The organism is Symmachiella macrocystis, assembly GCF_007860075.1.
Classification (GTDB): Bacteria; Planctomycetota; Planctomycetia; order Planctomycetales; family Planctomycetaceae; genus Symmachiella; species Symmachiella macrocystis.
In genome coordinates this window covers 1,476,086-1,490,171 of the sequence record NZ_SJPP01000001.1, presented here as the reverse complement: position 1 = coordinate 1,490,171, position 14,086 = coordinate 1,476,086, and the positions used below count along the sequence as shown (strand labels likewise).

At 55.8% G+C, this 14,086-nt stretch carries 11 protein-coding genes; 8 read left to right on the top strand and 3 right to left on the bottom strand.

Annotated features, from left to right (window positions below):
* Nucleotides 1–116: 116 nt before the first annotated feature.
* A complete protein-coding gene (locus tag CA54_RS05820) occupies nucleotides 117–2,240 on the bottom strand; it encodes an NPCBM/NEW2 domain-containing protein (protein WP_146369887.1) in 2,124 nt (707 codons plus the stop codon).
* Nucleotides 2,241–2,448: 208 nt separating this feature from the next.
* Nucleotides 2,449–2,964 carry a methylated-DNA--[protein]-cysteine S-methyltransferase gene (locus CA54_RS05815; protein ID WP_197532225.1) on the bottom strand — a complete coding sequence of 172 codons (516 nt, stop codon included), beginning with the start codon at nucleotides 2,962–2,964 and terminating at the stop codon, nucleotides 2,449–2,451.
* Between the two features lie 287 nt (nucleotides 2,965–3,251).
* On the opposite strand from CA54_RS05815, the gene CA54_RS05810 reads away from it, so the two are divergent.
* From CA54_RS05810 to CA54_RS05785, 6 genes are all read left to right on the top strand, one after another.
* Nucleotides 3,252–3,995: a hypothetical protein gene (locus CA54_RS05810; RefSeq protein ID WP_146369885.1), complete on the top strand. Its 744-nt coding sequence runs from the start codon at nucleotides 3,252–3,254 to the stop codon at nucleotides 3,993–3,995.
* Nucleotides 3,996–4,063: 68 nt separating this feature from the next.
* The gene (uvrA, locus tag CA54_RS05805) at nucleotides 4,064–6,916 is read left to right on the top strand and encodes an excinuclease ABC subunit UvrA (RefSeq protein WP_146369884.1); all 2,853 of its coding nucleotides are present in this window, start codon (nucleotides 4,064–4,066) and stop codon (nucleotides 6,914–6,916) included.
* Between the two features lie 96 nt (nucleotides 6,917–7,012).
* Nucleotides 7,013–8,200, top strand: coding sequence for a glycine C-acetyltransferase (locus CA54_RS05800; RefSeq protein WP_146369883.1), 1,188 nt, complete (start codon nucleotides 7,013–7,015; stop codon nucleotides 8,198–8,200).
* Between the two features lie 86 nt (nucleotides 8,201–8,286).
* On the top strand, nucleotides 8,287–9,309 hold the full coding sequence (gene tdh / locus CA54_RS05795) for an L-threonine 3-dehydrogenase (protein ID WP_146369882.1): 1,023 nt from the start codon (nucleotides 8,287–8,289) through the stop codon (nucleotides 9,307–9,309).
* A gap of 179 nt (nucleotides 9,310–9,488) precedes the next feature.
* Complete coding sequence (locus tag CA54_RS05790; RefSeq protein ID WP_146369881.1) at nucleotides 9,489–9,863, top strand: hypothetical protein; 375 nt, start codon at nucleotides 9,489–9,491, stop codon at nucleotides 9,861–9,863.
* Nucleotides 9,864–10,327: 464 nt separating this feature from the next.
* A complete protein-coding gene (locus CA54_RS05785) occupies nucleotides 10,328–10,849 on the top strand; it encodes an ankyrin repeat domain-containing protein (RefSeq protein WP_231962978.1) in 522 nt (173 codons plus the stop codon).
* 8 nt (nucleotides 10,850–10,857) lie between these two features.
* Here the strand turns inward: CA54_RS05785 and CA54_RS05780 are convergent, their stop codons facing one another.
* Nucleotides 10,858–12,180, bottom strand: coding sequence for a hypothetical protein (locus CA54_RS05780; RefSeq protein WP_146369879.1), 1,323 nt, complete (start codon nucleotides 12,178–12,180; stop codon nucleotides 10,858–10,860).
* A gap of 356 nt (nucleotides 12,181–12,536) precedes the next feature.
* Here CA54_RS05780 and CA54_RS05775 point away from each other — a divergent pair, with 356 nt between their 5' ends.
* A complete protein-coding gene (locus CA54_RS05775) occupies nucleotides 12,537–13,346 on the top strand; it encodes an enoyl-ACP reductase FabI (RefSeq protein ID WP_146369878.1) in 810 nt (269 codons plus the stop codon).
* A 256-nt stretch (nucleotides 13,347–13,602) separates the two neighbouring features.
* The gene (locus tag CA54_RS05770; RefSeq protein WP_146369877.1) at nucleotides 13,603–13,998 is read left to right on the top strand and encodes a (deoxy)nucleoside triphosphate pyrophosphohydrolase; all 396 of its coding nucleotides are present in this window, start codon (nucleotides 13,603–13,605) and stop codon (nucleotides 13,996–13,998) included.
* Nucleotides 13,999–14,086 lie beyond the last annotated feature (88 nt).

The window sequence follows — 14,086 nt, the reverse complement described above, 5'->3', positions numbered from 1 at the left end:
TGGTCGGGGGCGGGATTTGGCTTTGGATCGCCTGCTGTTGAGCGGCTGCCAACCCTACGGTCTAAGGACTACAGCCTAAAGCCGAGCAAAGTAACGCGCGGTCGCACTTGTGCGAATTAGCGTTTCCGGCGGACAAGGCCGCCTTCACGAATCACGTAGGGATCGACCCAACAGGCGTGGCAATTGTTCGCGCCTCCTGGACAGGTTGTTCGCAGTTCCAATATTTCGACGTCGCGAATATCGATGGCAAAATCTTCGACTTGCTGAGCAGCTTGTTGGGGCTTTGATGTCCAGAGCAGGCGGTTGTCTGCGATAATGCTGAAGGTTACCGGCGATTCGCCGGAACTCCCTGCTGCGGCTGCGAGGACCGCTCCTCCGAGTAACGTGCCAAATTTTCCTCCCAGGTTGTATCGCGCACGCGAGTGCCCGCCGCCGGGAGGGTGCATGCCGATTCCATTCTCAACATGACTTCCATGGACCATGATTGGATCCGGATGATAGGCCCCTTTTTTACCGTGCTTGGCAAATCCCCACGGTCCCAGAATTAGGTCAAACTCCGGCAGATCGGTCAGGAAGAATTTTTGGTCAGGGAACGGGGCCTCCAAGGCCTGCTGAACGCGCGAAGCAATCCATTTCTGTTGAAAAGTCCCCGGTGTTGTCGTCGCCTGTTCATACCAATGTCGAGCACGTTGCTGGTAACGTTGCTGACTCTCTCCAGTGGCTCGTTCGGCTAACTTCCACCAGGCATCTCCAATCTGGGAGACGTCAGTCGTGTTCTGTTTCTGCTCAAGTTGAGCGGCCAATTTAATTTCCTCGTGATCGGACCGTGCGAGATAAAACGTTCCTTGTTCCCAATCGTTTTCCACAAAACAGAGGAAGTGCCCCAACGTATCATTGGCGCGGCCATCGAGCGGTTGAGTCTCTAAGAGTTTTCTCGCGTTCATCGCATCGGACGATTCGTCTTGCAGTTGCTGCGTTCGATCATGCACGACGCGTGTTTCCACCAGTAGCCTGGGATTCTTGGACTTTCGGGCGATGGCTTGCGACAACGCGGCAATTTTCGATGCCGATTCATAGCGTCTTGCGCGAAGTGCGTCTTGGGCATTTTGCAATGCTTTCTCGGCAAGTTTTGCGAAGGCTTCCGGTTGACGTGTTAATCGGAACTGTCGGCGTAAGATCGCATGTTTGAAGGCAAACACGTCAACATCGTACCAGCGGTCGAGCTCGGTCACTGATTCTTCGGCCAACTGGTCATCCGCAGCTGTGTCTGCCAGCTCTTTGGCCAACGTGAGGCTGACGTACCTTTCGGAGGGATCGAGGTCCTTTTGTTTCCCGAGTTCGAGTAGTTTTTTTGCCAGGGCCGTTTTTGCTTCTGTGCGACTGGCGTAACGAAAGTCTTTTTCGAACAGCTGGCGAATCTTTCGTTGCGCGACAATTTGGGAGGATTCATCGGGGATTTTAAGTTTCGCCTTATCAGTGATATCCTCGTTCGGCGTAACCGTAGTCGCTTGTTCCGTGACAGTGGGTGGGCGATCGGGTTGGGCGTCAACTTCGTTTTGAGCCGGATCCAGTTTATTGGGATCGGGATTGGGACCTGGGTCGATCACTATTGGTGGGGGCTCGACAATTGTGGACTCGTTGCGATTACCAGAGTCCTCAAGCACAAGCTGTTGATCAGCGTCGCTGACGACTTCAATCGAGTTATTCACAGCGGCCGATTCATTAGAAGGTCGGCGTAACTCCGCATCGTCCCCCGCGAGTTCACGGCCATGGCTGGGGGGAATACCGGCGTTGCTGTTTGGCGTCGAGATTGTCTGATCGGCGACGTCGTCGCGTTGATCTGTGTCTGCCACGCGCGATACGAAAACGAACACACAGATCAACACGGCGATGGCGGAGAGGGCAACGCTCATGAGAATGATGCGAAATCTTGCCGACCCGTGACTTGGGAAGGGAGAAGTCTTGGCAAGGCTCGCGAGTTGCTGATCGTAAAGGCGACGACGTTTGGGGTCTAATAAACAAACTCGCGCTGCAGCAAGTTCGTTGAGCAGACCTTGGGCGTCCGCGATGTGATCACCCGTGACATATTGATGCAGAAACGACATCCGCCGTTCTGCCGCAGCTTCAATGACCTCTGGATCGGATTCGTATTCATCAATTCCAAGCAAGCGATAATGGCTCGGTGGCTGGTCTCTCGGAGAGATGCCCAGCCACTTATGGTAAGGATCGAATTCTCCCATAATTCCCGCTCACTCCATACCAAACAATCACGCCTTGCAGCAGGATGAACGCCTACGAACAAGATTCTGTTACCTGTACAAGTCGTTTCAAAACCCTCTGGCGCGTCTCGCTGAGACTGATCTGAATGTTTCGAGAACAATCGCAACCGGGTTTTGAAACGGGTTCTCGCAATGAAACGAAATTCTAATCTCCGCACAACCGCAGCGACTAGCCGCGCACCGCTTCGGCCTCCATCGCTAACAAATTCTCTTTCAAACTGATGCCTTGCGGGGCGGAGTAGCCGCCCAGTTTTCCACCGGAGGCGACGACGCGGTGGCAGGGGATCAGGATGGGAAAAGGATTCGAGGACATCACTGTGCCGACGGCACGGGCGGCGCGGGGGTAGCCGGCCAGCTCGGCCAATTCGCCGTAGGAGACCGTCTGCCCGTACTGGATTGCGCGGGTGGCAGATATCACCGATTCTTGGAAAGCGGTCAGTTTCGAAAATGCGACCTGCACGTCGGAGAAGTCGACGTATTCCCCCTGACCGTATTTCTGTAAGCGGCGGCGCAAGTTGGGGAACCAGTCCGCATCGGCAGGCGGGGGATTGTGGTCGGTCGCCTGTTCTTGGCAGATAGACTCACGAACTTCGCCGTCGCTACTGTGTCCTACAGTCAGACGATAGACGTGGTTGCCGTTGCCGGTGAGTCCCATCCAACCCAGATCCGTTAAAAAGATCGACATCTGTTGATTCGAATTCGACGAATTGTCTCTTTGACCCATCTGGGCGTCCTTTATACAATGCACCTCTGGCAGACCGTCGCTGCCATTATACCGCAATGCGGCCAAGGAAACAGGATCGGGACGGGGGTCTGTTGGGACAACTTGTCACTGTTCCTGCCGAATGGATGGCGACCAAGTGCGGATGACCATATTTAAAAAAGCTTTTTTCAAGTTTCAACGAAACATTTGCCTGGGGCAACGACACTTTAGTGAGTGATTCACCTTACTTTAACAGCGAGGACAACCGAATGGACGAATTCAGTTCTCTCGCGGACGATTTTTACGTCAACATGAACCTCAACACGGAGATGCCGCTTCCGCAACAACGCGAAACCATCCTCAGCTTTTTCGAGCGGATTCAAAAAACCTATCCCACGATGCGGAATTTTTATACGCGGGATACCGGGGATTTTGTGCTCGAAGAAGATAAAGAGCACAACAGTTATCGCTGGATTTCCATCGAGCCGCGCCGCGTCTGTAGCGGCTATGTGAATCCTCCGAACCGCGAATTGGCGATGGATCAGCACAAATTGGTGTTGGAACTCATTCCGTACATGTTGTCGGTCAGCCCGATGGATTGCGAAGCTCTCGATTTCATGCTGGGCTTCGATTTCAATTACAAAGGCAACCACGACGCGCTGGTCGCCGAAGCGTTGGGGACCAGTTCAGCCATGGACGGGATGGTGGACTTTCCCGATGCCCGCGTGATCAATTACGAACCAGCCATCACGATCAGCCTCGACGACAGTTGCCGCCTGCAGGCGAGATTAATGATCGAAACTCGTACCAGCGCCTATCACGTGCGCCGCGACGACTATCCCGAAGAGCAGATCAGCGTCTACTTCACGACCCGCAAATATGGCAGCTTAGAACCGGGCGCCACGTTCGACGACACGTTGGATGTGCTCCGCGAACGGAACGACCATCTCTTAAAGAAATTCGTGATCGACGAAGTGCTCAACCCTCTGAAATCGACGATCTCCACCAAATAAAGAGGGGTGTCATCCCTCCGAATTGAGTGGCACTTGCCCGCTTGTTGTCTTTTGCCACTTGTTGAGGAATGAACGAACAGCCGCCAACAACGACCGCTCCGCCGCAGGCCACGCGGGCCATCGAACTGCGCGGCGTGCGGGTGCACAACTTGCGGGGCATCGATATCGATATCCCGCTCAAGCAGTTGGTAGTGATCACCGGCGTCAGCGGTTCGGGCAAAAGCAGCCTCGCGTTCGATACCTTGTATGCCGAAGGCCAGCGACGGTACATTGAAAGTTTTTCTGCCTATGCCCGGCAGTTTCTCGACCGGTTGGACAAACCCGATGCCGATCGCATCGATCATATTCCGCCGGCGATCGCCATCCGCCAATCAAGCCGCAGCCGCAGTGGACGCTCGACGGTCGCCACTGCAACGGAAGTCTATGATTTTTTGCGGCTGCTATACGCCAAAATCGGACGCCTGTATTGTCCCGATTGCAGCGTGCCTGTCCAACGGCATTCGACGGCCTATATTTGCCAACAGGTCGAAAGCCTGCCGCCCAAAACACGGTTCCAAGTCTGTTTTCCGGTGATTGCCGAAGGCTCGGAATCGTTCGATGCGACCATCGCCGGATTGCTCGAAGCCGGTTTCACACGCTGCATCACTGCGGGACAAACAGTCAATCTGAGCGACCATCCAGTTGGACTTGCCGAACCGTCCGCCGATGCGCTGATTGTGGTTGATCGGCTGTCGGCGGGGACCGCCAGCACCGCGCGGCTGGCGGATAGCATCGAAACGGCCATGCAGCTTGGGGCAGGGCAGTGTGTGTTGCTGATTGCCGCGGATGCAGATGCGGATTCTACATCGTCGATTGCAGTCGACGGCAAGCATTGGCAGCGGTGCGCCTTTTCCAACGGTTTGCGCTGCGAGGAGTGTGGTCGTGAATTCGAGTCACCACAGCCCTCGACCTTCAGTTTCAATTCACCACTGGGCGCCTGCCCGCAATGCCAGGGGTTTGGATCGGTCTCGGCGATCTCCTGGGAAAAACTGGTACCCAATCCAACGCTCACTTTGCAGCAAGGCGCCATCGCCTGCTGGACGACACCGGCGTACGAACATGAGTGGCACGAACTGTTGGCCTTGGCCAGCGACTATGATATTCCCGTCGATATTCCCTTCGCAGATCTCACGGACGATCAAGTTCAACGGATTCACGACGGCGTCCCGGAACGAAACTTCGGCGGGATGGTCGGGTTCTTTCGTTGGCTGGAACGCCGCAAATACAAGACATCCGTGGCGGTCTTTCTCAACCGCTGGCGCAGTTACGAGCCTTGCCCTGCGTGCCGTGGGGCGCGATTGAACCCAACCGCATTGGCGGTGCAAATCGGTGAAAAAAACATCGCTCAGTTTTGCGCACAGACCGTCGGGCAAGCTGGCAAGTGGCTCGATGAGGTTCCCGGCAAAACGTCATTCGATGCCTCGGGGGCCGCTGTCGCCGAAACGATTTTTGTGCAATTGCGCGCCCGATTGCGGTATTTGAACGACGTCGGTTTGCACTACCTGACACTCAATCGTGTGATGCGGACGCTCTCCGGCGGAGAAGCGCAGCGGGTGGCATTGACCGCTGCGCTGGGGTCGAGTCTGGTGAATGCCTTGTACGTGCTGGATGAGCCGACCGCCGGACTGCATCCTCGCGACACCGAACGCTTGATCGACGCCATCGGGCAATTGCAACGGGCCGGTAATTCGGTGGTTGTGGTCGAACATGACGAAGCCTTTATGCGCGCCGCCGAACAACTGATCGACATCGGCCCCGCCGCCGGACGCAACGGGGGGCAACTCGTCTTTCAAGGCCCGCCGGAGGAGATCGTCGCTGTCGAAGATTCCGTCACCGGCGGATTTCTCTCTGGTCGAAAAACCGTCGCCAACGTTTCGCAGAAACGCCATCCACAAGGGACCATCAACCTCCGTAATGCGCACCTGCACAACCTCAAACACATTGACGTCGACTTCCCGCTCGGAATGTTGTGCGTCGTCACCGGTGTCAGCGGCAGTGGAAAGAGTACATTGGTGCAACAGACACTCTATCCGGCGATTTGTCGCGCCTTGGGACAAGCCAGTGCGACCGTCCCGCGCTGCGACGACATCAGCGGCATCGAGGCGATCGACGAAGTCATCCAAGTCGACCAAAACCCCGTCGGCCGTTCTTCACGTAGCAATCCGGTGACCTATTTGAAGGCGTTTGATGAGATTCGCAAGTCGTTTGCCGCCACGGCTGAGGCCAAGGTCCGCAACTTTACGGCGTCGCACTTCAGTTTCAATTCCGCCCAAGGGGGCCGCTGTCCCAAATGCCAAGGGGCGGGGGCGGTCGAGATTGACATGCAGTTCCTTCCCGACGTAACCATGACCTGTCCCGATTGTCGCGGCACCCGGTTTCGCCGCGAGATCTTAGGCGTCAAATACCGCGGACGCTCCATCGCCGAGGTACTCAATATGACCGTCGGCGAGGCGTTCGCATTTTTCCGGGGCAAACGCAAATTGCAAAAGCAGTTGATGTTCCTCCGCGACGTCGGACTCGATTACCTGCCGTTGGGCCAACCAGCCAACACACTCTCGGGAGGAGAATCACAACGCCTCAAGCTCGCCGCCCATTTGTCCTCCGGCACAAAAACCCGCACACTGTTTCTACTGGACGAACCCACAACCGGCCTACACGCCGCCGACATCGTCAAACTGCTCGGTTGCTTCGAAGCTTTATTAGACGCTGGTCATTCGTTGATCGTCGTCGAACACAACCTCGACGTCATCCGCGCCGCCGATCACCTGATCGACCTAGGCCCTGACGCGGGAGACGGCGGCGGCGAAGTGGTAGCAAAGGGCCCGCCGGCGGAGGTGGCGGGTGTTGCGACGTCGTTGACCGGGCGGTATTTATCAAAATGATCAACGCTGCGTCATATCGCCAACATGAACGGTCCCCGTCCAGTTGATTCTCCCGCCGAATTCAGGTATCGAAACAAACGGAAGGAGAACAAGACCATGACCAACCGCGCATTTCTTGACGACCTGCAGACCCAAACCGACATGCTCCGTGATCAGGGGCTTTATAAGGCGGAGCGGACGATTACTTCGCCGCAACAAGCTTGGATCGAAGCCGACGGCCGCCGGGTGCTCAATTTGTGCGCCAACAATTATCTCGGACTGTCGAATCATCCCGCTCTTGTCGAAACGGCTCGTGAGGCGCTCACTCAATATGGCTTTGGCCTCTCCTCGGTTCGCTTCATCTGCGGCACGCAATCGATTCACCGTGAGTTGGAGGAAAAACTCTCCGAGTTTCTCGGTACCGAATCGACGATTCTGTATTCTTCCTGCTTCGATGCCAACGGCGGATTGTTTGAAACGCTGCTGGGTGTCGAGGATGCCGTCATCAGCGACGAACTGAATCATGCCAGCATCATCGACGGCATCCGGCTCTGCAAGGCGGACCGGTTTCGCTACAAAAACAACGACATGGCCGACCTGCGGCAACAATTGGATGCCGCTGCCGGCGCGCGGTATCGCATGATCGCCACCGACGGCGTCTTCTCGATGGATGGGAAAATCGCCGACCTCAAGTCCGTCTGCGACTTGGCCGATCAATCCGAGGCGCTGGTGATGGTCGACGATTCTCACGCCGTCGGCTTCGTCGGCGACGGCGGGCGGGGAACGCATGAAGCATGCGGCGTGATGGACCGCGTCGACGTAATCACCGGCACGCTCGGCAAAGCCCTGGGCGGCGCTTCAGGCGGATTCACCTCGGGACGCAAGGAGATCATCGACTGGCTGCGGCAACGTTCGCGGCCCTATTTGTTCTCCAACTCCGTCGCCCCGGTGATCGTCGCCACTTCGCTCAAGGTGTTGGAACTGTTGCAGTCGGGCGATGAATTGCGGACGCGCTTGCGCGAGAACAGCCAATTTTTCCGTGACGAAATGCAGCGACTCGGTTTCGACCTCGTCCCGGGCAGCCATCCCATCATTCCCGTGATGCTGGGCGATGCGGTCTTGGCGCAAAACATGGCGGCGCAGTTGATGAACGAAGGGGTTTACGTGATCGGGTTTTCCTTCCCGGTCGTCCCGCAAGGCAAAGCCCGCATCCGCACCCAAATGTCCGCTGCACATACCCGCGAAGACCTGGAAAAAGCAGTCGCCGCCTTCGAAAAAGTCGGCCGACGATTAGGCGTGATATAATGCAAGCTGAATGCTTCACCTCCTAACAATTCCCAAGACGACCGTTTGCGGTCGCGCACGGCGATCAACTCGGAGCGAACTCGCATATGAAAGCCCTCGTCAAAGCCAAGTCGGAACCGGGTCTGTGGATGCAGGATGTGCCGGTTCCCGAATATGGGCCCAACGACCTGTTGATCCGCATCACGCACACCGCCATCTGCGGCACCGATCTGCATATCTATCATTGGGACGATTGGGCGCAAAAGACCGTTCCTGTGCCGATGGTGACCGGCCATGAATATTGCGGCGTGATCGAAGCGGTCGGGGATCTCGTTGCCGACTTCAAACCGGGGGACCGCGTCTCGGGCGAAGGGCACATCACTTGCCGCCATTGTCGCAACTGCCGCGCCGGGCGGCGGCATCTGTGCCGCAATACGCAAGGAGTCGGTGTGGATCGACCCGGTAGCTTCGGCGAGTTCTTTTCGCTGCCGGCGACCAATGGCTTCAAAATCCCCGACGACATCCCTTCAGAAATCGCCACGATTCTCGACCCCTTCGGCAATGCCACGCACACCGCCCTGTCGCAAGACATGGTGGGCGAAGACGTGTTGATCACCGGAGCCGGCCCGATTGGTGTCATGGCCGCTGCCATCTGCCGGCACGTCGGCGCCCGGCACGTAGTCGTCACCGACATCAACGAATACCGCCTCGAATTAGCCCAACGGCTCGGCGCAACCTACACACTCAATCCGCAAGAGAAATCACTGCAAGCTGCGATGCAGGACTTGGGCATGCACGAGGGCTTCGACGTCGGCCTAGAAATGTCAGGCAGCCCGGCGGCGTTTCAATCAATGTTAGAAACCATGAACCACGGCGGCAGCGTCGCCCTGCTCGGCATCTTCCCCAAACCAATCGTCACCGATTGGAGCCAAGTCATCTTCAAAGGCCTGAAGCTCAAGGGCATCTATGGCCGCGAGATGTACGAAACGTGGTACAAGATGACCACCATGCTACAAAGCGGCCTCGACATCACCGGCGTAATCACCCACTGTTTCCAAGTCGACGATTACGAACTCGGTTTCCAAGCAATGGAGGAAGGCCGTTCGGGGAAGGTGATTCTAGAGTGGTGAAGGTTCACCACGGAGCCACGGAGGGCAAATGTAGGGTGCGTCGCGACGCACCTTTCTGTGTAGGACGAACGGCTTTCGGTGTAATAGAAAGTCGTAGCATTTTGTTGGGTTTATTTATAGCGTGCAGGGGAAGGAGCAGCGAGTTGGCGAGTGTTTCTAATGTCCAGCGATCACGTGCGATGCGGCTTCTTCCACCGATCTTGGTCGGGCTGATTGTCGTGGCGGTATGGTGGAATGCAGTCCCGCACGGCGGTCGCACTGTCGATGAGGCGACGGATATCGCCCCATCGAAACTTGAGGAAATGACGAAGGATCTCCCCTTTATTGAGTATGTCGGATCAGACGCTGCCCACCATTACTTACTGGTTGGTGAACTTGGATATTATCGCGTGCCGATTACGGAAAAGTCGCGAATGATGGGTTTGATGTCGCAGCTTTCGGGAATCCCATTGGACTACACAAGGTTGTTTGTAAAGATTGTTGATGGTGAAATCACGACTCCCGATCCCAAGGACTTGTCGGAGTTCATGAAGGAAATGAAAATCGACGAATAGCGAAGTACGTTCGATGGTCGCTTGGCAAGCTAGGGCTTTGCCAACTCTTAGTACCAATTTCTATCGTCATATCCCGTCACCGTGACAACCAAGAAACCGCCTTACCCTCCAATGCCGGCATTTGCGGGTTGCGGGCGAGGCGATAGCAAACGGTTGTTAGCTATGAATATTCATCACGAGATAAACGACGCACAAAGTGTTCGACAGCCTCCCGCAAATCTATCTCGCAAAAACGTGCGGCATCGTTCATGAGACCCTCTATGGATGCTCGACCAAATTTCAATGAGTTGTGTCCGTTTTTTTACGGTTCGCTACGTACCCAGTTGCGCTACCCCCAGCTGGCCGAGCTGTTTCGCAATCACGATTGGAAGGTTGTTCAAGTCGAGCCTCTGACAATGTGGCCGCCCAATTATGAAGTATTCAATCAGTGGGCCAACCTGCTGATAAGTGACGAAAACCCAATCATGTTGACAGGTCAAATTACTTCGATCGAAGTTGTTCTGCCGATGATTGAGGCCGTGTTTGCTGGTACGGACGTCGAATACAGCTATGAATCGTCGCTGATTCATGACAATCTTGTCCATGAGGTTAGCTGTAAGAATACTTCTGCCATCAAGCGACTTTTGGCCTCAGGAGTGAACCTCAATCGGCGGGGGCGTTATTCATTGTCAGCAATCGCGTGCGCGGCTGAAACAGATGAAACGGGCGAAATCATTCGATTGTTGGTGACTGCTGGCGCGGACGTGAACCTGCCGGATGCTCGTGGGACGACACCACTTTTTGTAGCCGTAGATGTCGCCATTGACGGGGCAATCCAAACAAATAAGCCAACATTTGATTGGTCGGCCGTCGCTGTGTTGCTGGAATCGGGCGCCGATCCGTATCTTAAAGACGGCCGGGGAAAGACCGTTTTCGATGTCGCTCGCGCCTACGGCCCGTATGCAGATACATCATTTCGCGCGTTCATGGAAACGCAAGGTCACTGACTCCTCCGTCACCGCACCAACCAAGAAACCGCCTTACCCTCCAATGCCGGTAATTGTGGGTCGCGGACGAGGCGATAGGTGAAGGCGCCCAGTAGATCGCCCCGGGAGACATTGTGGCATTCCAGGCATTGGTTGATCGCCACGATCGGGCCGAGCATGCGGATGTCGTTGTGGTCTTGGTGCACGACCAACGTTTCGCCTGCGCGCAGTCGAGCCAGTGCAGCTGTCTCGAATTCATCGAGCGGCCGCGTCGGTGCTGTGCTCAATTCATCCATGCGGGGCAGGTTTTTCGACTCGTACACCCGCGGCGTGTCGTGTTTTAGCAGGCTGACCAGTTCCAGCTTTTCGATCAGCCACCGCACCGACTTGTCGCTGTTGGTGAGCGGCTCGGGAAATTTGCGAAACGCATGCGGTTGAAACCCGGTTACGCGGTCGAGGTGATGTTCCAATTTGTGTTCATTGTAATTCCAGGATTCTTCGACATACCCGAACCCGATGGCATCGGCAAAATCGGCCATACCGTCTAAGTGGAATTGATCCAAGTACATTTTGTCGAGCGGAGTGTCGGGAGCCATTTTATCCTCCCGAACGAATTGTTCGGGTGTCGGCTCGGCTTGGGGTGAGGGCTTGGGAATCGGAATCGGTTTTGTTTCAGGGATCTCTATGAACTCCCTGCGTGCGGGGCGGCGGGGCATGCGCATTACGCCGGCTCCGTCTGCCGTTATAAATTCATGAACGAAACCTTTGTGGGCATCATTCAACGCAGGGCGATACAAAGAGGGGAGAGATCTCTTCCTCCGCGCGAAGACATCGTCACTCCAAAGTCTATCCTCATTTCCCAATTTGGATTCGACTTCGTCCAGGTACAAACTGGAATAGCCTGTTCGCGGATCCTCGTTGCCTGTTGCATCGCTTTCTTTGGAAGTCTCAGGCCGATTCTCATAGGCCAAGCGTTCGACCAACGACACTTGCGGATACTCCTCACGCAATGCTAGCCGTTCCTGGTATTCAGGGATGAACGCAACCGCCGTGATCAGATAGGCGGCTGCCGTCGCAGTGAGACCGCAGACTAATGTTCGCTGCACGGACCACTTCATTGAAGCAGCAACGATCGTAACCAACAGCAACAGGGCCCAATTCCACAACAACACTGGTGACATCGTGAAGGCGAAGAACCAAAAGAGCGTCACAAGCCCCCCGAACAGCAAATATCCAAAGGCCGCCCCGGCCCAATGAATGCGCGCCGAAGCAATACAAAACGCAAGCAACAGCGCCGAACAGATCAAGGCCCAACAGAGCCCCACCGGGATACTCGCCAGCACAGGAGTCATGAGCGTCTCTCCTTAAATCTGCGACTGCGGTTTTCGAAGCACGAACATCAACTGGTATTGTAACAACCTGCTGCTTTCCCCTGCGAATAAACGTCGAATACGTCGTTGGATTCATCAAAAATCCGGCCGGCATCAGCAGTTCCTCCATCCAACGCACTGGGGGCGGACTTTGTCCGTCCCCAGCCACCCTCAAACTATCACCCTGCCCCCGCCATTGAAGCAACCCCACCAAACCGGTATTCTCTCCCAAGACCGCCGAGGAACGGCCCCGGGAACGCCGGAACCCAATTCCTACAGCCTAAAGTTTATAGCCTAAAAACCTTCACCACACCGCATATATCAAGGAAACTCCAACCATGGGGATGTTTGACGGAAAAAAAGGAATGGTGTTTGGCATTGCCAATGATCATTCTATTGCCTGGGCGATTACCGAAAAATTGCACGCTGAAGGGGCTGAGATGGGGTTTACGCATATCCCCGACAAGAACCCAGAGCGGCCCCGCATGGAACGCCGTTTGCGCAAACTTGTCGAGCCGATCGGCGCCAAAGTCATCATGCCTTGCGACGTGCAAAATGAAGAAGACATCGACGCCGCCTTCGCTGCCGCCAAGGAGACGTTTGGCGAATTGGATTTCGTGCTGCACAGCATCGCCTATGCCCCGATGGACGACCTCAAAGGCTTGGTGGTCAATTGCAGTCGCGAAGGATTTAAACTGGCAATGGACATCAGCGCTTACAGCCTGATTGCCTTGGCCCAACGCGCGCAACACGTGTTGAAACCGGGCGGCAGCATTTTGACGCTGACCTACTTGGGTGGCGAAAAGGTGATCCCCGGTTACAACATGATGGGCATCTGCAAAGCCGCACTCGAAAGCACGACTGAATACCTAGCCAGCGAAATGGGCCCGATGGGAATTCGCGTAAATGCCATCAGCGCCGGTCCACTGAAGACGCTCAGTTCCTCAGCAGTGGGCGAATTCGATTTGATGCTCAAATTGTACGAAGACTTCTCGCCAATGCGACGCGGCGTGACTCCCGAAGAGGTCGGCAAGTCGGGTCTGTATCTGTTGAGCGACTTGGCGAGCGGTGTGACGGGCGAGACGCTGCACGTCGACGGTGGCTATCACATTATGGGTGGTCCGCCGGTTGAGCTCCAGGGGAAATAAAGGAGTGGCCGGTGGCCAGAAAAGTAGGCAGTAGGCAGAGAAGGACTGGTGGGGGGGCGGCATTTGGCTATCGATGGCCGAATGACGTGTGCCTGCCAACCCTATGGCCTACTTACTACAGCCTACGGCCTAACGAAGTGCCCAGAAATAGTTCGGTGATTCACCTGTTTCGCGATCCCTAGTGCTCCCCAAACCGACGACTTTGTCGTCGTGCGCGGCGGCCATTCTTCGATGGACTTATCCAACGGTTTTCGCGATGAAAACTCACTCACCGCAGGTCATCGGCATTGCCGTCTTGGAATCAGGTGGACGGTTTCTGGTCGGGTGTCGCGGTTCGGACGGGCCGTTGGCTGGTTATGATGAATTTCCCGGTGGGAAGTGTCGTGCGGATGAATCGCCAGCTGCTTGCGCCGTGCGGGAATGTGGCGAGGAAACTGGGCTGGCTGTTGAGGCGGTGGAATTGTTGTTGCGGCGGGAATTTGCCTACGCACATGCGACGGTCGACTTGCATTTCTGGCGCTGCCGGCCGGTCGATACAACGGGCGATGCGGCTCCCGAAAACGGTTTTCGATGGGTCACAGCGGACGAATTGGCGACGTTGCACTTTCCCGAGGCGAACGCTCCGCTGCTGGAATTGTTACGGTCGCTATGAACGTCGTAACTCTGCTCGGATTTTCGGCGAAAACGTCGGAACGGCGGGTTTGGGATGCTATGCTATCAGCAACACCGGCCTGAACTTG

Bases quoted from the DNA above. Each gene is read 5' to 3' on its own strand.
- tdh (WP_146369882.1), top strand. From the start codon at position 8,287: ATGAAAGCCCTCGTCAAAGCCAAGTCGGAACCGGGTCTGTGGATGCAG.
- uvrA (WP_146369884.1), top strand. From the start codon at position 4,064: ATGAACGAACAGCCGCCAACAACGACCGCTCCGCCGCAGGCCACGCGG.
- CA54_RS05815 (WP_197532225.1), bottom strand. From the start codon at position 2,964: ATGTCGATCTTTTTAACGGATCTGGGTTGGATGGGACTCACCGGCAAC.
- CA54_RS05785 (WP_231962978.1), top strand. From the start codon at position 10,328: ATGTTGACAGGTCAAATTACTTCGATCGAAGTTGTTCTGCCGATGATT.
- CA54_RS05790 (WP_146369881.1), top strand. From the start codon at position 9,489: ATGCGGCTTCTTCCACCGATCTTGGTCGGGCTGATTGTCGTGGCGGTA.
- CA54_RS05810 (WP_146369885.1), top strand. From the start codon at position 3,252: ATGGACGAATTCAGTTCTCTCGCGGACGATTTTTACGTCAACATGAAC.
- CA54_RS05780 (WP_146369879.1), bottom strand. From the start codon at position 12,180: ATGACTCCTGTGCTGGCGAGTATCCCGGTGGGGCTCTGTTGGGCCTTG.
- CA54_RS05820 (WP_146369887.1), bottom strand. From the start codon at position 2,240: ATGGGAGAATTCGATCCTTACCATAAGTGGCTGGGCATCTCTCCGAGA.
- CA54_RS05800 (WP_146369883.1), top strand. From the start codon at position 7,013: ATGACCAACCGCGCATTTCTTGACGACCTGCAGACCCAAACCGACATG.
- CA54_RS05775 (WP_146369878.1), top strand. From the start codon at position 12,537: ATGGGGATGTTTGACGGAAAAAAAGGAATGGTGTTTGGCATTGCCAAT.
- CA54_RS05770 (WP_146369877.1), top strand. From the start codon at position 13,603: ATGAAAACTCACTCACCGCAGGTCATCGGCATTGCCGTCTTGGAATCA.